The following is a 22485-nucleotide window of genomic DNA, read 5'->3' on the forward strand; positions in this document are numbered from 1 at the left end:
TCACGACTGTAAAGCCGCGCTCGATTACCTGCTTCACCGCCTCTGCGCGGAACTCATCCGTGTACTGCTTGCTGTTGCCCATAAACACCTCGGTCATTGCCATCAATTATGGCGTCCGAGTGTCTACGAAAGGCTGGCCGGTCCAATCCACCGCTACTACGACGTAGCCGACCCCGCGTTCGGCGACGGCAAGGCGCCGTCGATCACCGAAGCCGCGGCCAGCCTGGGCCAGCGCATCCTGGAGCTGCGCGACAGCGTGTGCGGCAACAACGCCAACCAGCGCCGCGACTTCCGCGTGTACCTGGTGGCACACTCGATGGGTGGGCTGATCTGTCGTTGCCTGCTGCAGAACCCGGAAGTGGCCAGCACCGAGGCGCGCACGCTGGTGGACAAGGTGTTCACCTACGCCACCCCGCACAACGGCATCGACATCGCCGGCATCAACGTGCCCGACCTGCTGTCGATCAACGACATGAACAACTTCAATCGCGGCAACATGGCGCGCTACCTGAAGGTCCCCAGGGACAAGGTCAACACCCTGGGCGATTCCGGCTTCCCGCCCGAGCGTATGTTCTGCCTGGTCGGCACCAACAGCCGCGACTACGCGGTGGCGCGTGGCCTGTCCTCGTTCGCGGTCGGCGCGCTCAGCGACGGCCTGGTGCGCATCGCCAACGCCTGGGTGGAGGGCGCGCCGCGCGCGTTCGTCAACCGCAGCCACAGTGGCTATTTCGGCATCGTCAATTCCGAGGAGGGGTACCAGAACCTGTCGCGCTTCCTGTTCGGCGACATCTGCGCCACCGCGCAGCTGGACATCACCGCGCTGGCGCTGCCACCGGAGGTCGGGGCCGCACGCCGGCGCGGCAGGCAGGTGCGCTCCTCGTATTACATCGAGGCCACGGTGGCGCCGCGCGGCGCCTATACCTACCAGCTCACCGCGCGCACCCAGGCCAACGAATCGGCGGTGCGCCGCGAGTACGGCGACATCTTCGACGCCGACGGCAACGTGCGCCGCGATGCGCGCGCGCCGGTGCTGTTCTCGGTGTTCCTGGACAGCCGCCGCATCACCGCCGGCAGCGAGGTCGCGTTCTCGATCGAGCTGGCGGTGTGCAACGCCGGCTACGAGGTCGATGGCGCGCTGTTCCTGAAGAACCACATTCCCGGCGAATACCTGTTCCGCAACACGCTGGTGCTGTTCGCCCGGCCCGATGGCGATGGCTGGCGGCTGCGCTATGTCTGGGGCGACGACCAGTGGGCCGGCGGCCCCAAGACGCAGGCCGAACTGGACAGCGCCAGCGACAGGGCGATCGGCATCAGCCAGCAGTCACCGCGCGTGTTCACGGTGCCGGTGTCTTCGACCAAGGGTTTCGCCGCGGAACTGAAGATCGCGCTGTCCGATTGGCAGTGACGCGGGAGGCCCGGCGCTCACGCCCGCGCTCTGCTGGCGGGTGATTGAACGGAGGTGACGGCGGCACGCCAGTACGCACGGTGTGACTAGCGGCATTGCCGGGCGCCGCGAAGGCAGCGCAGCGCCTGCCGCGGGCCGGTGCCGCGGCACTGCGCCGATGCGCCGCGCTAGTGGAAATCCCGCGATTGGGTCTGCAGGTCGCCCAGCAGGTGGCTGAGGTCGTGCAGGTCACGGGCGACCAGGTGCTGCACGCCATCGACCTGTTCCCAGCGCCCGCGCACCGCCATCAGCCGCGCGCCCAGCAGTACCTTGCGCCGGCGTGCAGCCAGGTCCTGCCAGACCACGACGTTGAGCGGGCCATGCTCATCCTCGAGGGTGACGAACACCGTGCCCTTGGCCGTACCCGGGCGCTGCCGCTGCACCACGATGCCGGCCACGTGGGCGCCGCGCCCGTGCGGCAGTTGCCGGACCTGGGCGATGTCGAGCACGCGCTCGCGCTGCAGCCGCGCGCGCAGCAGCGACAGCGGATGCTCGCCGAGGGTGAGGCCGAGCACCCGGTAATCGGCCAGCACCTCCTCGCCGGCCGAAGGCGCCGGCAGCACCACCGCCTCCTCGTCGGGGCTGCCGGGCAGCAGCGGCCGCTGCCGTTCGATGCCGGCTACTTCCCAGCGTGCGGCGTGGCGGTGCCCGGCCAGTGTCTGCAGCGCGCCGGCTTCGGCCAGCGCGCGCCGCGCCCGCTCGTCCAGGCCGGCGCGCAGGCACAGGTCGCGCACGTCGGCGAACGGGCGCCTGGCACGCGCGGCGACGATGGCCAGCGCCGCGCTTTCAGGCAACCCGGCCACCTGGCGCAGGCCCAGGCGGATGGCGGGCTGGCCGTCGTCGTCATCCGGGCCACGGCGTGCCCGCCCGCCTTCCAGGGTGTTGTCCCGGTCGCTGCAGGTCACGTCCACCGGCCGCACCTCCACCGCGCGGCGTCCGCCGTGACCGTCGCGGCGCGCGTCCTGGACGATCTCGCTGGGCGAATAGAAGCCCATCGGCTGCGCGTTGAGCAGCGCACAGGCAAAGGCCGCCGGTTCATGGCGCTTGAGCCAACTGCTGATGTAGACCAGCTTGGCGAACGAGGCGGCATGGCTCTGCGGGAAGCCGTAGGAGCCGAAGCCCTTGATCTGCTCGAAGATCTGGTCGATGAATTCGTCGGAGTAGCCGTTGGCCTGCATCCGTTCGCGGATGCGGACGCGATGCGGCTCCATGTCCCCGCCGCGGCCCCAGGCCGCCATCGAGCGACGCAGGCCATCGGCTTCCCCGGGGCTGTACCTGGCGGCGATGATGACAAGCTCCATCACCTGTTCCTGGAACAGCGGAATGCCGCAGGTGCGCCCGAGGATTTCCCGCAACGCCTCGGGACAGGTGGCCTCCTCCCTGCCCTGTCGCCGGCGCAGGTACGGATGCACCATGCCGCCCTGGATCGGCCCCGGGCGCACGATCGCCACCTCGATCACCAGGTCGTAGAAACACGCCGGTTTCAGCCGCGGCAGCATGCTCATCTGCGCGCGCGATTCGATCTGGAACACGCCCACGGTGTCGGCGGCCTGGATCATGGCGTAGGTCGGCTCGTCGCCGGCCGGCAACCGTGCCAGGTCGATGCGCTGGCCGCGGTGGCGCTCCACCAGGTCCAGCGCCTTGCGGATGCAGGTGAGCATGCCCAGCGCCAGGCAGTCGACCTTGAGCAGCTTCATCGTCTCCAGGTCGTCCTTGTCCCACTGGATGATGGTGCGCCCGTCCATGGCCGCGTTCTCCACCGGCACCACGGTGGACAGCGGCGCATCGCTGATGACGAAACCGCCCACGTGCTGCGACAGGTGGCGCGGGTGGCCGTTCAACTGCGCGGTGATCGCCATCAGCCGCCGGATCAGCGGGTTGTCCGGGTCGAAGCCTGTCTCGCGCAGCCGCTGCGCCATCGGCACCTCGCCATTGCCCCAGCCATGGCATCCGGCCAGCAGCGCGATCTGGTCCGGCGGCAGGCCGAAGGCACGGGCCACGTCGCGCACCGCGCTCTTGCCGCGGTAACGGATCACGGTGGCCGCCAAGGCAGCGCGGTGGCGGCCGTACTTGGCGTAGACGTACTGCAGCACTTCCTCGCGCCGCTCGTGCTCGAAGTCCACGTCGATGTCCGGTGGCTCGTCGCGTTCGCGCGACAGGAAGCGCGCCATCAGCAGCCGGCTTTCGGCCGGGTCCACCACGGTGATGCCCAGCGCGAAGCACACCGCGGAATTGGCCGACGAACCCCGGCCCTGGCACAGGATGCCGCGCTCCCTGGCGAAGCGCACGATGTCCTGCACGGTCAGGAAGAACGCCTCGTACTGCTTGTAGGCGATCAGCTCCAGCTCGTCCTCGATCTGGCGCACGACGTCGGCCGGCGTTCCCTGCGGCCAGCGCTCGCGCATGCCGCGCTCGGTCAGTTCGCGCAGCCAGCTGCTGGGCGTGTTCCCGGCAGGCACCAGTTCGGTCGGGTACGCGTAGCGCAGTTGATCCATGTCGAAACTACAGCGGCGCGCCAGCCGCACCGCGTTGTCCAGCAGTGCCGGCGGGTGGATGTTGCCCAGCGCGCGGCGGGTGCGCAGGTGGCGCTCGCCATTGCGGAACAGGTGCGCGCCGCATTCGGCCAGCGCCAGGTTATGGCGGATGGCGGTCATCGTGTCCTGCAGCATGCGCCGGCGGCGCACGTCCATGTGCACGTCGCCGCTGGCCAGCGGCGTCATCGCCAGCGCATCGGCCAGCGCCAGCAACCGCTGCAGGCGCGCGGCATCGTCCTGTTCGCGGTGCAGTTCCACCGCCAGGTGCGCGCGTGCGCCGAACACGGCCTGCAGCCAGCGCCCCTGTTCCTCCTGCGGCTCGGCGCCCGGCAGCCACAACGCGAACAGGCCCGAGGCCTCGGCACCGGCGTCGCCCAGCACCGACTCCACGTCCGCGCGTGCCAGCCGGTACGTGCCCTTGCCGGCCGCCAGGCGGCCGCGGCTGATCAGTTCGCACAGCCGCGTGTAGCCGGCGGCGGTTTCCACCAGCAATACGCAGCGCAGGCCGCAGCCCAGGGCGAACTCGCTGCCGACCACCAGCTTCACGCCGCTGGCGCGTGCCGCCTCCCAGGCGCGCACGATGCCGGCCAGCGAGCATTCGTCGGTGATCGCCAGCGCTTCGTAGCCGCAGGCGCGCGCACGCGTGAACAGCTGCTCGGCGCTGGCCGCACCGCGCAGGAAGGAAAAATCCGACAGGCAATGCAGTTCGGCATAGGCGGGCAGGTCGTCCTCGCCGGGCGCGCCATCGTTGGCGGCTTCGCCACCCAGCCGCTGCGCCACTTCCCAGGCGCGCGGCGCACGCGTGCCGGCATGTGAATCGCGGGCTTCGCGGCGGCTCATGCGAACCACCCGTGCAGCATCCAGCCGCCCTGCTCGCCCGGCGGCGCGAAGGCCCAGGCGCGCTGGCCCTGCGAAGTTTCCAGCACGTAGTAATCGCGGCGCGCGTCGTCGCCGTCCCACCAGCCGCTTTCCAGCCGTTCCGGGCCGGACACGATGCGCAGGCGCGGGTCGCGCAGCGGCACCGGCTGCGGCAGCAGCCAGGCCGGGCGCGGCGGCAGGCCCGGCGCGGCATCGCCGATGCGCGCCTCGTCGCCCTGCAGCGGCCGCCAGGCACGCTCCGGGCGCGGATCGCAGGTCGGCGCGATGCGATGCACCGCGGTATCGCCCAGCCGTGCGCGCAACCGCTCGCGCAGCTGCGGCCACGGCTGCTGCTGGCGCGTACGCGGATCGAACAGGTCGCGCGCGGCCGGCACGAATGGCGGCAGTTCCCGCGCCAGCAGGCGCAGCGCCACCACCGGCCGCTCGAGCCGCACCTGCTCCAGGCGGTTGCGCACCAGCTCGAACAGCAGCGCCGGCTCACGCTCGGCGGCCAGCAGTCCCACCGCCACGTCGCTGTGGCCCTCCTCGTGCTCCAGCCGCAGCACGAAGCGCTGCACGCCGCCGTCGCGCACCGACAGGTAAGTGCACAGGTCGCCGACCAGGCGGCGCAGCGGGAACAGCAGCGCGGTGTGGCTCTCGACCTCGTAGCCCAGCTCCAGCCGCACGTCGAAGTGGTCCGGCGGCGCGTAATACGCCAGCGGGTCGTCGGCCTGTCCGTAGAGCCGGTCCAGGTGGTCGAGCAGCGGCAGGCCGAAACGCCGGCGCAGCGCATCGCGCGGCAGCGCACGCAGCGTGCGCAGGTCGCCGATGCCCATGTGCCGCAGGCGCTCGCCGGCATCGTCCGGCAGCCGCGCGCGCGCCACCGGCACGCGGTCCAGCAGCGTCGTCATCGCCGCCGGCTGGGTCACCGCCAGGCCGTCGCGCAGGCCGGCCAGCACCTGCGCGGCGCGCGGCGTCGGCGCCAGCCCGATGCGGTGGGTGAAACCCAGCAGTCGCAGTTCCTCGCGCAGCCGCGCCTCGATGCGCGGCCAAGGCCCGAGCAGGGCGAAGCTGGCGCGTACTTCCAGCACGATGCAGCCGGGCCACTGCGCACTGACCAGCGAACTGTGGCGGTAGGCCCAGGCGGCCAGGAAGCGCTGCCAGCGCGCCTCGGCCTGCGGGTCGTGTTCGACCAGGGCTAACCCGGGCAGCAGCGCATGCGCGGCGGTCAGGCGCATGCCGGCCCGCACCCCGGCAGCGGCCGCGGCGGCGTTGACCGCCTGCAGGGTGCGCAGCTGCGCCGGGCCACTGACCAGCGCCAGCGGCGCCTGCGGATCAGGGCATCGCCGCAGGACGGCATCCAGCGCCAGTTGCGGCAGCAGTACACAGGCCCAGAGCATGGCCGCGCCTCACCGCGTGGCCAGGGCAAAGGCGCGCGCCGGCGCCGGGCCGCCGCGGCATTTGCGTACCTGCCAGGCATTGCCGCCGTGCGCGTCGCGCACCGCTTCCAGGCGCAGCGCGGCCGGCGAGGGATTGGCCGCATGGCGGCGGTCGCGCAGGGCAAAGCCCAGGCACTGGCCGCTGTCGGCCGCCACCTGCAGCCGCCGCAGCGCCTGCGCGTCGGCCTGCCGCGGCCAGCCCAGCACCGCTCCGCAGGCGCCACTGCGCAGGCATTGCTCGAACGCCCACAGCGCATCGCGTGGCATGGCCTGGACGATCTCCAGCCGTTCCAGCGCCACGCCCGCGGCCTGCCAGGCCGGGGCGTAGGGCACATAAGGCGGCGCCACCACCGCCACCGTGGCGCCGGCCTGGCTCAGCCGCGCCAGCGTGGGCAGCAGCAGCGCCAGCTCACCCACGCCATCGGCCGGCAACAGCAGTTCGGTCAGCGCATGCCGCGGCCAGCCACCCTGCGGCAGCAGCGCATCGAGCGCGGCATGGCCGGTGGGCTCGCCCAGCGCCGCGGCCGAGGCACGCCCGGCGTGCCACAGCGTCTGCGCCGCCAGCAGGCTGTCGAGGGCGACCACGGTGCCCATTTAAGCCGGGCGTACCAGCCCGCAGTAAACGCCTTCGATGGCGAAATCCTGGCCCGGCCGCACCTCGATCGGCGCATGCGCGCGGTTGCGCGGCAGCAGGTGGATGCATCGCGGCCCGCGCTGCAGGCGCTTGATGGTCAGCTCGCCATCGACGCGCGCCACCACGGTCTGGCCGTCGCGCGCCTCGGGCGTGCGCTGCACCCCGACCAGGTCGCCGTCGAGGATGCCGTCGTCGATCATCGAATCGCCCTGTACCCGCAGCAGGTAGTCCGGGCGCAGCGCGAACAGCCGCCGGTCCAGCCAGAACTGCTGGTCCAGGCCGATGTCGGCCCCGATCGGCGGGCCCGCGGCCACCCGCCCGAGCACCGGCAACGGCAGCAGGTCGGCGTCGCCACCGGGCAGGCGCAGGCCGCGCTTGCGCCCCGGCAGCTGCTCCAGCAGGCCGTCAGCCAGCAGCGCCTGCACGTGCTTCTGCGCGGCGTTGCGCGAGGCAAAGCCGAACGCCGCGGCGATCTCGGCCAGGCTGGGTGCGCGCCCGGCCGCCAGCTCCCGGCGCAGGAAGGCAAGGACGGCGGCGCGCTGCGGTGGCAGGTCGGCAGGGATCATGGGTGTACATTTGTACACCCAGACGGGCACCGTAGCCAGTGCCGCCTGCGGGTTACGCGAAATGCCGGAAGCGGCCCGCCGCGCGATGGCGGGGCCGTTGTTCCCCGGTGCCGTGGCCGGTACCGGACCCGCCCGCGCCGGATACGCGGCCGGCGCCGGCTAGCGCAGGTTTTCGCCGAAGAAACGCAGGGCTTCGTCCACCGCCGCCGCATGCGTGGCGGCCTTCGGGACCGCGGTCCGGCACAGCCCCTGCAGCCGGTCCGCTCCCAGCGGGGTGCACTCGGACAGGAAGTCGTAGTGGGCCACGCCGGGGAGGTGGCGGATCACGGCGTTGCCGGCCAGCGCCGCGGCCACGTCGCTGTTGCTGGCGGGGGCGGCCACCGCGTCGTCCGTGCCCACCATGATCGACAGCGGGAGCTGCAGCGCCTCCAGTTCCGCCGGGTCGAACGCCTGCACGATCGCCGGTGCCAGCAGGAAGGCCGCGCGCACCCCGGGCAGCGCGCGGGACTGGCCCGCCTGGCGGACATGCGGCGCCAGTTCCGGGGAGGCCGCCGCGGCCACGCGGGCGGCCTGGGTGTGCGTGGGCGACTCGTCCTGCGGGCGGCACACGCCATCGTCGGGATGCGCGGCGCAGAAGCGCGCCAGGCGCGGCATGTCGGGGCGCGCACCGGCGGCAACCAGCGCGGTGAACCCTCCGGCCGAGTACCCGACCAGGCCGAGCCGCGCCGTATCCACATGCGCGCCGAGCACCGGATCTGCCTGCACCGCCGCCAGTGCCGTCGCCAGGTCATCGGCGCGCAACCAGGGGAGCACGCTGCCGGCCAGGGTCATCGGGTCGATGCCGTTGTTGCCGGGGTGGTCGACGGCAATCACCAGGTAGCCCGCGCGGGCCAGCGCCGTTCCCAGCCACCCCATCATCCGCGCCGTTCCGCCATTGCCGTGGGACAGCAGCAGGGTGGGAAGCCGCCCGCCGCTGACCGGTGCGTCCTCGACCCGCCCCGCTTCCTGGAACAGCGGGGCGTCGGGCGGGCCGATCGACAGCGGCGTTTCCGCACGTGCCGTGTGCGTCGGATACCACACCGTGAAGCGCAGGGCATCGCGCTGCCCGGCATCGCGGATGGCGGCGGTCGCCGAGGTGGCCACGCCGGTCCGTTCGCCCGCCTTGGGCAGCGGCGGGGCGGGAGCGAGCTGCAGCGCGCCCAGCGCCAGCGCCAGGGCCGAGTGGAAAAAGGACATCGATCACTCCGGTCGTTGCGGGATTTCAGCCAGCGGCAGCCATATCTCCACGCCGCCGTTGCCGCTGCGGTCGTCGAAGCGCGGGTCGTAGCGCTCGAATGCCGGCGTGTCGGCCAGCGCGATCCGCGCCGTGGGCAGGTAGTGCTCGCGCAGCCAGCGCCAGGTCGAGCGGATCGAGGACACGTGGCCGGCGTGCCAGGCCACCAGGTAGCGCATCGCCGGCAGGTCGACACGCTGCCAGTGGCGCGGCGGGGGCTGCGCCGGGTCCAGCGGCACCGCGGCGATGTAATCGAACGCCCCGTCCCCGTCGCGGTTCATGCAGACCCCGTAGCTGACCGGTGCCGGCCGCGGCCACTGGCGATCGAGCTGTTGCCATTGGCCGGGGATTTCGCCGTTGCTGAAGCAGGTATGGCGGCGGCCGATGCCGGCGACCGAGAACGCCGGCAGCGCGGCCCGCCACAGCGCGATCCCGTTACCCGCGGCCGCCTCGTCCAGCTTGAGCGCGTCCACCAGGGCGAGGGACGCCAGCCCGTGCTCGCGCACCTGCGCCGGGGTGCTGCCGAACTGGCCGCAGAACGCGCGGGTAAAGGCGGCATGCGTGGAATAACCGCTGTCCAGCGCGAGCTGCAGGATGTCGTCGCCGCCCTGGGCCAGGCGCCGCGCGGCCAGGGTCAACCGCCGGCCGCGCAGGTAGCGCATCAACGGGGTACCGGTACGGCCATGGAACATGCGGGACAGATGGAACGGCGACAGCCCCACCGCGGCGGCGATATCCGCCAGCGCCAGCGCGCCATCGTCATGGCATTCGATGTGCCACAGCACTTTTGCCGTTGCGCTCAAGATGCGTCCTGCCTGTCGAACGCCGGCAAGAATAGCGGAGCCGGAAACGCCGCGTTTAGCAGTTCTTGCGGCACATGCAGGCATTCCATCGCGGGCGCCACCGTGACGCCGGCGATATGCACGCCACGGGCGATGCACGGCATCGAACGCCGCAACGCCAGACGCGAAGGCCGGCAATCACGACGAAGCGACATCGAAGATGGCGCGCCCGGAGGGATTCGAACCCCCGACCAATGGCTTCGGAAGCCACTACTCTATCCGGCTGAGCTACGGGCGCGTTGTGTGTCGCTGCGGGAGCCAGGGGGCTCCCCACCGTCCGGCGCTGCCGGGCGGAGGCGCATTCTAACGGTAAATGCATGCGCAGGTCTGCCCCTGTCGCATCGGCGCATGGCAACGGACCGCCGGGCCCGGCTGGTAACCTGTGCGTATGGGTTACGAACGCTACCAACAACAGCCGGCGCCGGCACCGTCGCGGCTGGCCAGCTACTGGAAACTGATGCGCGCCGACCGCCCGATCGGCACCCTGCTGCTGCTGTGGCCGACGTGGTGGGCGCTGTGGCTGGCGTCCGATGGCATGCCGGCACCGTGGACGCTGTTCGTGTTCACCGCCGGCGTGTGGCTGACCCGCTCGGCCGGCTGCGTGATCAACGATTACGCCGACCGCTGGCTGGACCCGCACGTCAAGCGCACCAAGGACCGCCCGCTGGCCACCGGCGCGGTGTCCGGGCGCCAGGCGCTGGCGCTGTTCGCCGGGCTGATGCTGGTCGCGTTCGCGCTGGTGCTGACCCTCAACGCGCTGACCATCGGCCTGAGTTTCGTCGGCGTGTTCCTGGCCGCCACCTACCCCTACCTCAAGCGCTATACCCACCTGCCGCAGGTCTACCTGGGCATGGCCTTCGGCTGGGGCATCCCGATGGCCTTCGCCGCGGTGCAGGGCGAAGTGCCGCCGCTGGGCTGGGTGCTGTACGCGGCCAACATCCTGTGGTCCACCGCCTACGACACCTGGTATGCGATGGTCGACCGCGACGACGACCTCAAGGTCGGCTCGCGCTCCACCGCCATCCTGTTCGGCGACCTGGACCTGGTGATCCAGGGCATCCTCTACGCGCTGTTCTTCGCGGCGATGGCGCTGGCCGGCCAGCGTGCCGGGCTGGGCATGCCGTACTGGGCCGGCCTCGGCGTGGCCGCGGCGCTGGTGGCCTGGGAATTCTGGATATGCCGCACGCGCGAACGCCAGGCCTGCTTCCGCGCGTTCCTGCACAACAACTGGGTCGGGGCCGCGCTGTTCGCCGGCATCGTCGCCAGCCAGTACCTGGACTGACACGCCACGGCCCGCCCCCGGCGGGCCGTGCGCATCGACAGCCGGGCCGCCGGCTCAGGCCGCGGTCCGGCCCAGCCGGCGCAGGCGGAACGCGACCACCACCTGCAGCACGCCGTAGACCAGCGCCATCGCGCCGATCCACAGCGACGTGACCATCAGCCCGCCCAGCGGGTTGAGCGCGAACAGCACGCCCAGCACCACCGCCAGCAGGCCGCTGACAATCAGCAGCCATTCGCCGCGGATGTGCTTGCGCACGCGGATGGCGAAGACGATGCGGTAGATGCCGCCGACCACCAGCCACGCCGCCACGAACAGCAGCAGCACGCTCGCCGTGGCCAGCGGGTTGAGCAGGGCGAGTACGCCGAAGGCGATGGACACCAGCGCATAGAACACCGTCCAGCCGCGCGATACCGGCGCCGAACCGCCGACCGCCGCGGCCAGCGCCACCACGCCCTCGACGATCGCCATCACCCCCAGCCACATGGCCAGCACCGCCGCGGTACGCACCGGCGCGATCAGCGCCAGTACGCCGAAGGCCACCGCGAACAGGCCGAACAGCAGGACCACCCACCAGTGCCGCGACAGTGCACCGAGCAGCGTGTCGGAAGGGAAACCCGGGTTGCCATTCATGTCATCACTCCTTGCTGATCCAGAGGGAAGCCGTCATCCGAGCATACCCCTGCCGTGCTCACGGCACCCGTGCGCAGACCCAGGCATCGACCCGCGCCACGCCAGCCCGGCGCAGCGCACGGGCCGCGGCCTGCACGGTGGCACCGGTGGTCATCACGTCGTCGACCAGCGCCACATGCGCCGGCAGCGGCCCGTGGGCGGTAAAGGCCGTGCGCAGGTTGCGGCGCCGCGCCGGCGCGTCCAGTTCCGACTGCGCCCGGGTGGCGCGGGTGCGCTGCAGCCCGGCCCGCAACGGCAGGCGCAGCGCGCGGGCCAGCGGCCACGCCAGTTCCAGCGCCTGGTCGTAGCCGCGCCGGCGCAGGCGCGACAGGTGCAGCGGCACCGGCACCAGCGCCTGCGGCCGCGCCACCGCCGCCAGCCGGGCGTGCATCAACTGCGCCAGCAGGCGCCCGGCGGCCAGGTCGCCATGGAACTTGAAGCGCCGCAGCAGCCCGTCCACCGGCGCGGCGTACAGCAGCGCGGCATGCACGGCCGCCAGCGGCGAGCGGCCGCCGTGGCAGGCGCCGCACAGCGCCCCGTCCGGCTCGGCGGCCGGCAGCGGCAGGGCGCAGCCACGGCACGCGTTCTCCAGCCACGGCAGGGTGCCGGCACAGGCGCCGCACAGGTCGCGCCCGGGCGGGCCCGGCTCGGCGCAGACCAGGCACGTGGGCGGGAACAGCAGGCCGGACAAGGCCCCGCCCATCCTGTAAACCAGATCGACACGTGATTTGTTGACAGCCGGGTGCATGCTCACCAGACTGCCCCGCTTCCGTTGCCCGATCTGTCAGGAAACCCCCATGTCCGCCGTCATCCGCCACGACTGGAACCGCGAGGAACTGCTGGCGCTGTTCGACCTGCCCTTCCCCGAACTGCTGTTCCGCGCCGCCAGCGTGCACCGCGAACATTTCGACCCGGCGCAGGTGCAGGTCTCCACCCTGCTGTCGGTCAAGACCGGCGGCTGCCCGGAAGACTGTGCCTACTGCCCGCAGGCGCAGCGCTACGACACCGGCGTGGACGCGCAGAAACTGATGGACACCGACAGCGTGGTCGCCCGCGCCCGCGCCGCCCGCCAGGCCGGTGCCTCGCGCTTCTGCATGGGCGCGGCCTGGCGCTCGCCCAAGGACCGCGACATCCCCAAGGTGGCGGCGATGATCCGCGAGGTGAAGGCGCTGGGGCTGGAGACCTGCGCCACCCTGGGCATGCTCGAAGGCCACCAGGCGCAGGCGCTCAAGGACGCCGGGCTGGACTACTACAACCACAACCTCGACACCGCGCCGGACTATTACGACTCGATCATCCACACCCGCCAGTACCAGGACCGGCTGGACACGCTCGAGCACGTGCGCAACGCCGGGCTGAAGACCTGCTGCGGCGGCATCGTCGGCATGGGCGAGACCCGCGAACACCGCGCCGGCCTGCTGCTGGCCCTGGCCAACCTGCCGGCGCACCCGGATTCGGTGCCGATCAACCGCCTGGTGCAGGTTGCCGGCACGCCGCTGCATGGCAGCGCCGAGCTGGATCCGTTCGAGTTCGTGCGCATGATCGCGGTGGCGCGCATCACCATGCCGCGCTCGATGGTGCGGCTGTCGGCCGGGCGCGAGAGCATGAGCGACGAGCTGCAGGCGCTGTGCTTCGCCGCCGGTGCCAATTCCATCTTCTACGGCGAGAAGCTGCTGACCACCGGCAACCCGGACACCGCGCGCGACCAGGCGCTGTTCGCGCGGCTGGGAATCTCGCCGATGCAGGTGGAGGTGGATGCCGGTGACCACGACCATCCCGGCACCGTGCACCTGGACATCGCCCCGCACTGCGCGGCCACGGCCTGAGCCCACCGCGCCCGCGGTCCGTGCGGTGCGCAGCCGGGCCGCGCCGCAAGCGGTTGCAGCGGCAACCGGTTACGCTAGCCGCCCACCCGTCCATGAACTGACGCCATGGCCCGCTCCGACCTCCTCGCCCGCCTGCAGGACCAGCGCAAGCTCCGCCAAGCGCAGGGGCGCATCCGCGTGCGCCGCAGCGTCGGCCGCCGCGACGGCGTGCGCCTGGAAGTCGGCGGCAAGTGGCTCACCGGCTTCTGCAGCAACGATTACCTGGGCCTGTCGCAGCAGTTCGAAGTGGTCGCCGCACTGCAGGATGCCGTCGGCCGCGAAGGTGCCGGCAGCACCGCATCGCACCTGGTCTGCGGCCACCACGTGCTGCACGAGCAGCTGGAGCACGAGATGGCCGACTGGCTCGGCTATCCGCGCGCGCTGCTGTTCGACAGCGGCTTCATGGCCAATCTCGCCGTGCAGCAGGCGCTGCTGTCCGAAGAGAGCGACGTCTGCGTACAGGACCGCCTCAACCACGCCAGCCTGCTCGATGCCACCCGCTTGGCCGGCTGCCGCCTGCGCCGCTACCCGCACCTGGACAGCGAAGGCGCCATGCGCCAGCTGAAGAACGCCGCCGACGGCGCCGCCATGCTCGCTACCGATGGCGTGTTCAGCATGGATGGCGATGTCGCCCCGCTGCGCTCGCTGTCGCTGGTGGCGCGCATGCAGGAGGCGCTGTTCTACGTGGACGACGCGCACGGCATCGGCGTGGTCGGCGAACACGGCCGCGGCTGCGTGGCCGATGCCGGGCTCGGCGTGAACGAAGTGCCGCTGCAGCTGGTCACCCTGGGCAAGGCGCTGGGCGGCCATGGCGCGGTGGTGCTGGGCGAGGACAGCCTGATCCAGCACCTGGCCGAAACCGCGCGCCCGTACATCTACACCACCGCGCTGCCGCCGGCGCAGGCCGCCGCATCGCTGGCCGCGGTGAAACTGGCGCGCCGCGACCACTGGCGCCGCGAGAAGCTGGCCGAACTGATCGCCACGTTCCGCGACGGCGCACGCCGCAACGGCCTGGAGCTGATGCCCTCGGAGACGCCGATCCAGCCGCTGCTGTGCGGCGACGAGGCCACGGTCATGGCGCTGGCCGCCGCGCTGGAGCAGTCCGGCTTCATGGTCGGTGCGATCCGCCCGCCGACCGTGCCCGAGGGCAGGGCGCGGCTGCGCATCACGCTGTCGGCACTGCACACGATCGAACAGGTGCAGACCCTGGTCGAGGCCACCGCCCGTGCGCGCGACCTGCTGGCCTACGAGCAGTCGCTGAACACCGCCGGCGCCTGAGGCACAACGTCCACGCATGCACATCCATGTCACCGGCACCGGCCCGGCACTGGTCCTGATCCACGGCTGGGCGCTGCATGGCGGTATCTTCGCGCCGCTGGTGCAGCGCCTGGCGCCGCACTTCCAGCTGCACGTGGTAGACCTGCCCGGCCACGGCTTCAGCCGCGAGGACGACACCCCGCTGCGCCTGCCCTACCTGGTCAACGCCATCGCCGCGGCCACGCCGCCGGCGGTGTGGTGCGGCTGGTCGCTGGGCGGGCTGGTGGCACTGCACGCCGCGGCCACGCTGCCGCAGGTGCGCGGGCTGGCGATGCTCGCCGCCACGCCGCGCTTCGTGCGCGACGACGACTGGCCCGACGCGGTGGAGCGCAGCGTGTTCGAACAGTTCGGCCGCGACCTGGAACAGGACTACCACGGCACCCTGGAGCGCTTCCTGGCGCTGGACGTAATGGGTTCGCAGCACGCGCGCAGCGAACTGCGCACCCTGCGCGAGGCCCTGGTCGAGCGCGGCGAACCGGCACCGCGCGCCCTGCACGAGGGCCTGGCACTGCTGGACCGCAGCGACCTGCGCGGCGCCCTGCCCGGCCTGCGCACGCCCGGCCTGTGGATCGGCGGCCAGCGCGACCGCCTGGTGCCGCCCAACGCCCTGCACCGCGCCGCGGCGCTGGCAGCGGCCGGCCTGCACACCGCGCACACCATCGACGGCGGCGGGCACGCGCCGTTCCTCGGCCATGCCGACGACGTCGCCGGGCGCCTGCAACGCTTCGTTGCAGCCTGCACGTGAGCCTCCGCACCGGCCCATCGCCGATCATGGGCACCCGCGCCCGCTACCGCTGACCCCCTTCACCGCCGCACCCTGCGTATCCGCCATGCCTTCCTTGTTCGACTCCAAGCACGTCCGCCGCGCCTTCTCGCGTGCCGCCTCCAGCTACCACGCCGCCGCCGTGCTGCAGCAGGAGGTCGGCAAACGCCTGCTGGAATCGCTCGATTACCTGGAAGAGCGGCAGCCGCAGGTGGTACTGGACGTGGGCAGCGGCCCGGCGCACTCGACCGCGGCGATGAAGAAGCGCTGGCCCAAGGCGCAGGTGATCGCGCTGGACCTGGCCCTGCCGATGCTGGCCGAAGCCAGGAAGCAGGCCGGCTGGTGGCGCCCGTTCTCGCGCGTGTGTGCCGACGCGCGGGCGCTGCCGCTGGCCGACAACAGCGTGGACGTGATCTTCAGCAACCTGTGCCTGCAGTGGGTGGAAGACCTGCCGTCGGTGTTCGCCGGCTTCCGCCGCGTGCTCAAGCCCGGCGGCCAGCTGGTGTGCTCCACCTTCGGCCCGGAGACGCTGGTGGAACTGCGCGAGGCGTTCGCCCAGGCCGACGACACCCCGCACGTGAGCCGCTTCGTGCAGATCGCGCAGTTCGGCGACGCGCTGATGATGGCCGGCTTCCGCGACCCGGTGCTGGACCGCGACCTGTTCACCCTCACCTACGACGACCTGCCAGCGCTGATGCGCGAGCTCAAGGCCATCGGCGCCACCAACGCGCTGAGCGGGCGCCGCCACACCCTCACCGGGCGCAGCCGCTTCAACGCCGCGCAGGCGGCCTACGAGCCGCTGCGCCGGGCCGACGGCAAACTGCCCAGCAGCTGGGAAGTCATCTATGCCCACGCCTGGGCGCCGGAACCGGGCGCCCCCATCCGCGAGCACGGCCATGACGTCGCCGCGGTGCCGGTATCGGCCATTCCGATCCGGCGCCGGCCGCAGAACCCCTGACCGCGCAGCGCGCGGCGGCGCCGGCAATGCGCCGCCGCGGCAGGCCCGGCCCGGGCCTCAGCCGCCGACCTGGGCGATCCAGTCCTGCAGGTTGTAGTAGTTGCTGACCCGCGCGATGCTGCCATCGCGGATATCGAAGAACGCACCGCCGGGCAGTACGTAGCGCTGGCCGTTGGCCGGCGGCAGGCCTTCGTCGGTGTGGTGGTACTCGCCATGCACCACGTACTCGGCCGCGGCGCGGCTGCCGTCGGCGCTGGCCATCACCACCACCTCGTGCAGCTGCTCGCGGTAACTGGCCTCCATGCGCCGCAGGAACGCGGCGAATGCCTCGCGCCCGCTTTCGCGCGCGCCCTGGTTGAGGTCATGCGTCACGTCGTCGTCCAGGCGCTCCAGCATGCCGGCCCAGTCGCCGCGGTTGAAGGCATCGTAGTAGCCGCTGACCAGGTCGATGGCCTGCTGCCGGGCGGGGGAAACGTCGTGGCTCATGGGGTCTCTCGCGGGGAAGGGGCGATGGCGCCGCTCAGGCGCCGCCGGCGAACAGGTCGCGGTGGAAGAAATAGATTTCCTGCGCCAGGAACCGCCAGCTGGTGTGGAAGCTGCGGAAACGCGTGCTCGGCGTGGACGAAGCCAGCGCGTCGATGCCCAGCTCCCTGGACAGGCGCAGCGCGCGCGCCATGTGCAGCGGATCGCTCACCAGGATGACGCGGCGCATGCCATGGGCGTCCATCAGCCGCTTGGCCTCGACCAGGTTCTGGCGGGTGGTGCGCGAGCGGCTTTCGATCAGGATGTCCTGCGCCGGGATCTGCTGCTTGAGCGCGTAGCGGCGTGCGACCTGCGATTCGGAAAAGCGCGCGGTGGCGCCGCCGAAACCACCGGTGAAGATCAGCTTCGGCGCCAGCCCCTGCCGGTACAGGTCCAGGCCGTGGCGGATGCGCTCCTCGAACACCGGCGACGGCTTGGCGTCGTAGGCTGCCGCGCCCAGCACGATGATCGCGTCGGACGGCGCGGCCTGGTCGCGGTCGCCCACCCAGATGATCCACGCCGCCACGCCCAGCAGCCACAGCAGCAGCAGCACGCACAGGCGCCACAGCCAGTCGAACAGGCGGGTGCGCCGGCGGCTCATGCGCGCATCCACGGCAGCGCGTCCAGGTCGACGTTGCCGCCGGACAGCACCAGCCCCACGTTGCGCCCGGCAAAGCGCGCCGGCTGCGCCAGCACCGCCGCCAGCACCGTGGCCGAGGACGGCTCCACCACCTGCTTTAGCACCTGCCACAGCAGGCGCATCGCCGCCACGGTGGCGGCATCGTCCACGGTGATGGCGGTGGCCTTGCCGTGCAGCAGCGCGAAATTGGGCTCGCCCAGCGCGCCACGCAGGCCGTCGCAGACGGTATCGGGCACGAAATCCACCAGCCGCCGGCCCGCGTCCAGCGACCGCGCGGTATCCGCCGCACCGACCGGCTCGGCCAGTACCAGCTCGCAGCCCGGCGCCGCCTGCTGCAGGGCCAGCAGGGTGCCGGAGGCCAGCCCACCGCCACCGGCCGGCACCACCACCACGTCCAGCGCCGTGCCGGCCTGGCGCAGCAGTTCCAGCGTGGCCGTGCCCTGGCCGGCAATCACCCGTGCGTCGGCATACGGGTGCACCAGCACCGCGCCGGTATCGCGCTGCACCCGTGCGCACTCGGCCTCGCGCGCAGCCTGGGTCGGCGCGCAGCGCCACAGGGTCGCGCCATGGCGGGCGATGTTGGCCAGCTTGGCCGCCACCGCGCCCTCGGGCACCACCACGTGGCAGGGGATGCCGCGCGACTGCGCCGCCAGCGCCAGCGCCGCGCCATGGTTGCCGGACGAGTGCGTCACCACGCCGTGGCGCGCCTGCGCCTCGTCCAGCGCCCATACCGCGTTGCAGGCGCCGCGGAACTTGAAGGCGCCGCCCAGCTGCAGGTGCTCGGCCTTGAAATGCAGGTGCGCGCCGGACAGCGCGTCCAGGGCACGCGAACGCAGAACCGGCGTGACCGTGGCATGGGCCGCGATACGGGCCGCGGCGGCCAGCACGTCGGCCGGCCCTGGCAGGGTGAGTTCAACCATGGGGAAAGGTTAACGTAGGCTCGCGGTGCCGGACCATCTCATGCCATCGCTGCACCTGCATTCAGCCCTGCCCGCAGGGTTAAGGACCGATTCAATGCGCGGGCCCGAAGCTGGCTGCGCACCCAACAGGGGGACTGTCATGAAAAAGCGCCTGATCCTTTCGGCCGGCCTGCTGCTCGGCCTGTCCGGCTGCGCCACCTACGACTATGTCGACGGCGGCGCGGGCGGCTATTACCGCGGCGCGACGTCGGTGCAGCGCACCTACCCGTACGGCTATCCCTACGGTGCCTACGGCCCTGGCCCCTACGGCTACGGCGGCTATGGCAGCTACGGCTATTACGACTACCGCTACCCGTACCCGGTCTACCGTCCGCCGTACCGGCCACGCCCCCCGCACGGCGGCCATGACGGCAACGGACACCGTCCGCCGCCGGGCCACGGCAACGGCGATGGCGGCCACCGCCCGCCACGGCCCGGTGATGGCGACGGCAACGGACGCCCGCCGCGCCCCCGCCCGCCGGTGGACGGCGGCGGCAAATCGCCCTGGCGCGACATGGACCGCCTGCAGCGCCCGCAACCGCGCCCGCAGGCCCAGATGCCGCGCGCGATGCCATCGCCCCAGGCCAGCGGCGCGCCGCGGCCGATGATGCAGCGCCCCGCACCGGTCCGATCACCGTCACAGTCACGTCGCATGGAGTCGGTGCAGCAGCAGGAACCCTGAAGCGCTTGCATTTGGGGAAAAACCAGGCAATCTTGTGGGGCCGAGTGACCGAAAGCGTCCATAACTGACGCAAACCGCAATCGCACATCGACCACTTCCATGTCGATGTCCGCACAGGAAATCTGGATCCCCCCTGTTCCGGCCCTGTCGGGCATCGGCACCTAAAACGACAAGCCCCGGCCATGCCGGGGCTTCGTCTTTTACGGCATCGCAAGACGCCACCGCCGCAGCCGCAGCCGCACGGATGCAGCCATCGGCATGACGGCTTGCGCACCGGGGCAACCCACGGGCAACAACGGCCGGGCCAGCGGCCGCGGACGCAGTGCAGGCGCCGGAAAGAACAAGGGCCGGCAGTCCCCCGACTGCCGGCCCCATGCTTCCCCGGTATGCACTTCGGCTGGCCCCTGTTCCAATTCCAGCCACTGCGCCCATGTCGCATGCCACACCGGGTGCGATGACATTAACTGCACTTTGCGTGCCAACTTTAGGCCGCCGGCGGTGCCCACCGGGCATTGGCGGTAAAATCACCAACCCGTCGCCGCGGCCTTCCCCTACCAGCCACCGACGGATTTCACACTTCCAGCCCGCACCCCTTTCATGACCGACTCCTTCCATCGTTACGACGTCATCGTCATCGGCGGCGGCCACGCCGGCACCGAGGCCGCCCTGGCCGCGGCGCGCGGCGGCGCCCGCACCCTGCTGCTGACCCACAACGTGGAAACCGTGGGCGCGATGAGCTGCAACCCGGCCATCGGCGGCATCGGCAAGGGCCACCTGGTCAAGGAGATCGACGCGCTGGGCGGGGCCATGGCCCACGCCGCCGACCTGGCCGGCATCCAGTGGCGCACGCTCAACGCCTCCAAGGGCCCGGCGGTGCGCGCCACCCGCTGCCAGGCCGACCGCAACCTGTACCGCATGGCGATCCGCCGGATCGTCGAATCGCAGCCCAACCTGACCGTGTTCCAGGCCGCGGTGGACGACCTGGTCATCGAAGGCGACGCCGTGCGCGGCGCCATCACCCAGACCGGGCTGACCTTCCATGCGCCGGCCGTGGTGCTCACCGCCGGCACCTTCCTCGCCGGCAAGATCCACATCGGCGAAACCCAGTACACCGCCGGGCGCATGGGCGACCCGCCGGCCACCACCCTGGCCGCGCGCCTGCGCGAGCGCCCGTTCGCCATCGACCGGCTCAAGACCGGCACCCCGCCGCGCATCGACGGCCGCTCGCTCGACTACAGCGTCATGGACGAACAGCCCGGCGACGACCCGCTGCCGGTGATGTCCTACCTGGGCCACGTGGCCGAACACCCGCGCCAGGTGAGCTGCTGGATCACCCACACCAGCGAGCGCACCCACGAGGTGATCCGCAACGCGCTGCACCGCTCGCCGCTGTACAGCGGCCAGATCGAAGGCATCGGCCCGCGCTACTGCCCGTCCATCGAGGACAAGGTGGTGCGCTTCGCCGAAAAGGACAGCCACCAGATCTTTGTCGAACCCGAAGGCCTGGACGTGGTGGAGATCTACCCCAACGGCATTTCCACCTCGCTGCCGTTCGACGTGCAGCTGGAACTGGTGCGCAGCATCCGCGGCTTCGAACACGCGCACATCACCCGCCCCGGCTACGCCATCGAATACGACTTCTTCGACCCGCGCGGGCTCAAGAACACGCTGGAAACCCGCCAGGTGGCCGGCCTGTTCTTCGCCGGCCAGATCAACGGCACCACCGGCTACGAGGAAGCCGGCGCGCAGGGCCTGCTGGCCGGCATCAACGCCGCGCGGTTCGTGCAGGGGCGCGAAGGCTGGTGCCCGCGCCGCGACGAGGCCTACATCGGTGTGCTGGTGGACGACCTGATCACCCACGGCACCAGCGAGCCCTACCGCATGTTCACCAGCCGCGCCGAATACCGGCTGCAGCTGCGCGAGGACAACGCCGACGCGCGCCTGACCCCCACCGGCCGCGAACTGGGCCTGGTCGACGACCGCCGCTGGCACGCCTTTGAAACCAAACAGGCCGCCGTGGCCAGCGAAAGCGTGCGCCTGCGCGGCCTGTGGGCCACCCCCGCCAACGCGCTGGGCCGCGAAGTGCAGGAAACCACCGGCGTGGCGGTGAGCCGCGAAACCAACGTGCTCGACCTGATCAAGCGCCCGGAACTGGACTACGCCAAGCTCATGCAGGTGCCCTCGCTCGGCCCCGGCGTGGACGATGCGCGCGTGGCCGAACAGGTGGAAATCAGCGTCAAGTACGCCGGCTACCTGGACCGCCAGCGCGAGGAAATCGAACGCCAACAGCGCCACGAGAACACCGCCATTGCCGAGGGCTTCGACTTCGCCGCCGTGCGCGGCCTCTCCGCCGAAGTGCTGCAGAAACTCGAACGCGTGCGCCCGCAGACCATCGGCCAGGCCCAGCGCATCCCCGGCATGACCCCGGCCGCGATCTCGCTGCTGCTGGTGCACCTGGAGCGGGCGCGGCGCGGGAAGGTGGCGTGAGTGCGTCTGCTGCGCGGGACGTTGATCGAGCAGAAGGCGTCTGATCTCCTGCGCAATGCCTTCGCGTCATGCACTTGACTGCGTTACCCAAGAAGAAGCCCGCGCAAGCGGGCTTCTTCTTTTCATGACTACGGAATGCGTGCTGCGGCAGCCACTGCTACCGAAAAGCATCCGGCATTGAACAGCCGCAGCGCGGCGCCACTCACTCGTCGTTCGTGCTACGGCTGATCAGCAACAACCCATTCCCCACCGTCACCTGCAACGCATCGCCCACGGCAAAGCCGCAACGTTCCAGCCAACGGCCGGACAGGCGCAGCCTGGGCACGGCCCGACCCACGACCTGCTCGCCCCGGCGCTCGTCGTAGTACAGATAACCCATCGTGCAGCGCCTGGGCCTGCGCGCCCAGCCGCTGGAAGCGGTTGGCGTGGAAGACGGGGGCGAGAACAACTCCGGGACCTGCGCGGAATCGATCATCCGCGGTGCGGATGCCTCGTACCTGGACGTGCTGCGGTTGGAGGCAACGGTGGAAACACGCGTGACTTCCTTGGAACGGCTCATGTCGGACTCCTTGTGCGATGAGGAATCCGCCGCTTCGCTGCTAACCGAAGGTGGCGGACGGCGCGCGGTTAGCAGACCGGTCACAAGGTACCGGCAGGCCTTTCGACCTCCGCGCACCGTCCGCCTTGGAACCGGCATGTCCGCCCACGGCAACGGCCGGGCACAAAAAAGCGCCGGCATCGACGATGGGCG

21 protein-coding genes and 1 tRNA gene are annotated in these 22485 nt (G+C 71.4%); 8 read left to right on the forward strand and 14 right to left on the reverse strand.

Translation table 11 applies throughout. From position 1 onward, the window contains the following. Positions 1–82, reverse strand: an 82-nt coding sequence (locus ABB33_RS19330) for a transposase (RefSeq protein WP_248842455.1), incomplete at its 3' end; no start/stop codon positions are given. A gap of 174 nt (positions 83–256) precedes the next feature. Here ABB33_RS19330 and ABB33_RS13325 point away from each other — a divergent pair. Beyond that, positions 257–1405 (forward strand): lipase family alpha/beta hydrolase, encoded by a 1149-nt coding sequence (locus ABB33_RS13325; protein WP_056932422.1) that lies wholly within the window; start codon positions 257–259, stop codon positions 1403–1405. 167 nt (positions 1406–1572) lie between these two features. Here the strand turns inward: ABB33_RS13325 and ABB33_RS13330 are convergent, their stop codons facing one another. From ABB33_RS13330 to ABB33_RS13360, 7 genes are all read right to left on the reverse strand, one after another. After that, complete coding sequence (locus ABB33_RS13330) at positions 1573–4818, reverse strand: error-prone DNA polymerase (protein WP_056932423.1); 3246 nt, start codon at positions 4816–4818, stop codon at positions 1573–1575. Continuing rightward, the gene (locus tag ABB33_RS13335; RefSeq protein ID WP_056932424.1) at positions 4815–6236 is read right to left on the reverse strand and encodes a Y-family DNA polymerase; all 1422 of its coding nucleotides are present in this window, start codon (positions 6234–6236) and stop codon (positions 4815–4817) included. The genes ABB33_RS13330 and ABB33_RS13335 overlap by 4 nt, the downstream gene beginning before the upstream one ends. Before the next feature lie 9 nt (positions 6237–6245). After that, a complete protein-coding gene (gene imuA / locus ABB33_RS13340; RefSeq protein WP_056932425.1) occupies positions 6246–6869 on the reverse strand; it encodes a translesion DNA synthesis-associated protein ImuA in 624 nt (207 codons plus the stop codon). Beyond that, positions 6870–7475, reverse strand: a complete 606-nt coding sequence (gene lexA / locus ABB33_RS13345) for a transcriptional repressor LexA (protein WP_054662399.1) — start codon at positions 7473–7475, stop codon at positions 6870–6872. A 159-nt stretch (positions 7476–7634) separates the two neighbouring features. Further along, entirely contained in the window at positions 7635–8711 is a 1077-nt protein-coding gene (locus ABB33_RS13350; protein ID WP_056932426.1) for an alpha/beta hydrolase family protein, read from the reverse strand. Between the two features lie 3 nt (positions 8712–8714). Beyond that, the gene (locus ABB33_RS13355; protein WP_056932427.1) at positions 8715–9551 is read right to left on the reverse strand and encodes an AraC family transcriptional regulator; all 837 of its coding nucleotides are present in this window, start codon (positions 9549–9551) and stop codon (positions 8715–8717) included. A 200-nt stretch (positions 9552–9751) separates the two neighbouring features. Further along, positions 9752–9828: transfer RNA gene (locus ABB33_RS13360), tRNA-Arg, on the reverse strand. A 150-nt stretch (positions 9829–9978) separates the two neighbouring features. Here ABB33_RS13360 and ubiA point away from each other — a divergent pair. Continuing rightward, positions 9979–10872, forward strand: coding sequence for a 4-hydroxybenzoate octaprenyltransferase (gene ubiA / locus ABB33_RS13365; RefSeq protein ID WP_056932428.1), 894 nt, complete (start codon positions 9979–9981; stop codon positions 10870–10872). A 54-nt stretch (positions 10873–10926) separates the two neighbouring features. On the opposite strand, the gene ABB33_RS13370 is transcribed toward ubiA, so the two are convergent. Both ABB33_RS13370 and ABB33_RS13375 read right to left on the reverse strand, forming a co-directional pair. After that, on the reverse strand, positions 10927–11502 hold the full coding sequence (locus ABB33_RS13370; RefSeq protein ID WP_056932429.1) for an HdeD family acid-resistance protein: 576 nt from the start codon (positions 11500–11502) through the stop codon (positions 10927–10929). Between the two features lie 58 nt (positions 11503–11560). Then, a complete protein-coding gene (locus ABB33_RS13375) occupies positions 11561–12289 on the reverse strand; it encodes a ComF family protein (RefSeq protein ID WP_056932445.1) in 729 nt (242 codons plus the stop codon). A gap of 49 nt (positions 12290–12338) precedes the next feature. On the opposite strand from ABB33_RS13375, the gene bioB reads away from it, so the two are divergent. The 4 genes from bioB to bioC all read left to right on the forward strand — a co-directional run bounded on the left by bioB (position 12339) and on the right by bioC (position 16444). Continuing rightward, positions 12339–13367, forward strand: a complete 1029-nt coding sequence (gene bioB / locus ABB33_RS13380; protein WP_054662384.1) for a biotin synthase BioB — start codon at positions 12339–12341, stop codon at positions 13365–13367. Between the two features lie 105 nt (positions 13368–13472). After that, the gene (bioF, locus tag ABB33_RS13385) at positions 13473–14684 is read left to right on the forward strand and encodes an 8-amino-7-oxononanoate synthase (protein WP_056932430.1); all 1212 of its coding nucleotides are present in this window, start codon (positions 13473–13475) and stop codon (positions 14682–14684) included. Positions 14685–14700: 16 nt separating this feature from the next. Further along, on the forward strand, positions 14701–15468 hold the full coding sequence (gene bioH / locus ABB33_RS13390; RefSeq protein ID WP_056932431.1) for a pimeloyl-ACP methyl ester esterase BioH: 768 nt from the start codon (positions 14701–14703) through the stop codon (positions 15466–15468). 85 nt (positions 15469–15553) lie between these two features. Beyond that, positions 15554–16444: a malonyl-ACP O-methyltransferase BioC gene (bioC, locus tag ABB33_RS13395; RefSeq protein ID WP_056932432.1), complete on the forward strand. Its 891-nt coding sequence runs from the start codon at positions 15554–15556 to the stop codon at positions 16442–16444. 57 nt (positions 16445–16501) lie between these two features. Here bioC and ABB33_RS13400 read toward each other — a convergent pair whose 3' ends face one another. From ABB33_RS13400 to ABB33_RS13410, 3 genes are read right to left on the reverse strand one after another with little or no spacing between them, the layout of a single operon-like run. After that, complete coding sequence (locus tag ABB33_RS13400) at positions 16502–16930, reverse strand: ketosteroid isomerase-related protein (protein ID WP_056932433.1); 429 nt, start codon at positions 16928–16930, stop codon at positions 16502–16504. Positions 16931–16964: 34 nt separating this feature from the next. Next, on the reverse strand, positions 16965–17567 hold the full coding sequence (locus ABB33_RS13405) for a YdcF family protein (protein ID WP_054662369.1): 603 nt from the start codon (positions 17565–17567) through the stop codon (positions 16965–16967). Continuing rightward, positions 17564–18526, reverse strand: a complete 963-nt coding sequence (locus tag ABB33_RS13410; RefSeq protein ID WP_056932434.1) for a pyridoxal-phosphate dependent enzyme — start codon at positions 18524–18526, stop codon at positions 17564–17566. The genes ABB33_RS13405 and ABB33_RS13410 overlap by 4 nt, the downstream gene beginning before the upstream one ends. A gap of 139 nt (positions 18527–18665) precedes the next feature. Here ABB33_RS13410 and ABB33_RS13415 point away from each other — a divergent pair, with 139 nt between their 5' ends. Then, positions 18666–19247, forward strand: coding sequence for a hypothetical protein (locus ABB33_RS13415; protein WP_056932435.1), 582 nt, complete (start codon positions 18666–18668; stop codon positions 19245–19247). A gap of 597 nt (positions 19248–19844) precedes the next feature. Next, the gene (gene mnmG, locus ABB33_RS13420) at positions 19845–21734 is read left to right on the forward strand and encodes a tRNA uridine-5-carboxymethylaminomethyl(34) synthesis enzyme MnmG (RefSeq protein ID WP_056932436.1); all 1890 of its coding nucleotides are present in this window, start codon (positions 19845–19847) and stop codon (positions 21732–21734) included. Between the two features lie 202 nt (positions 21735–21936). Here mnmG and ABB33_RS19100 read toward each other — a convergent pair whose 3' ends face one another. Beyond that, positions 21937–22293, reverse strand: coding sequence for a SymE family type I addiction module toxin (locus ABB33_RS19100; RefSeq protein WP_225546668.1), 357 nt, complete (start codon positions 22291–22293; stop codon positions 21937–21939). Positions 22294–22485: the final 192 nt, after the last annotated feature.

Source organism: Stenotrophomonas acidaminiphila, assembly GCF_001431595.1.
In the GTDB taxonomy this organism is placed as follows: Bacteria; Pseudomonadota; Gammaproteobacteria; order Xanthomonadales; family Xanthomonadaceae; genus Stenotrophomonas; species Stenotrophomonas acidaminiphila.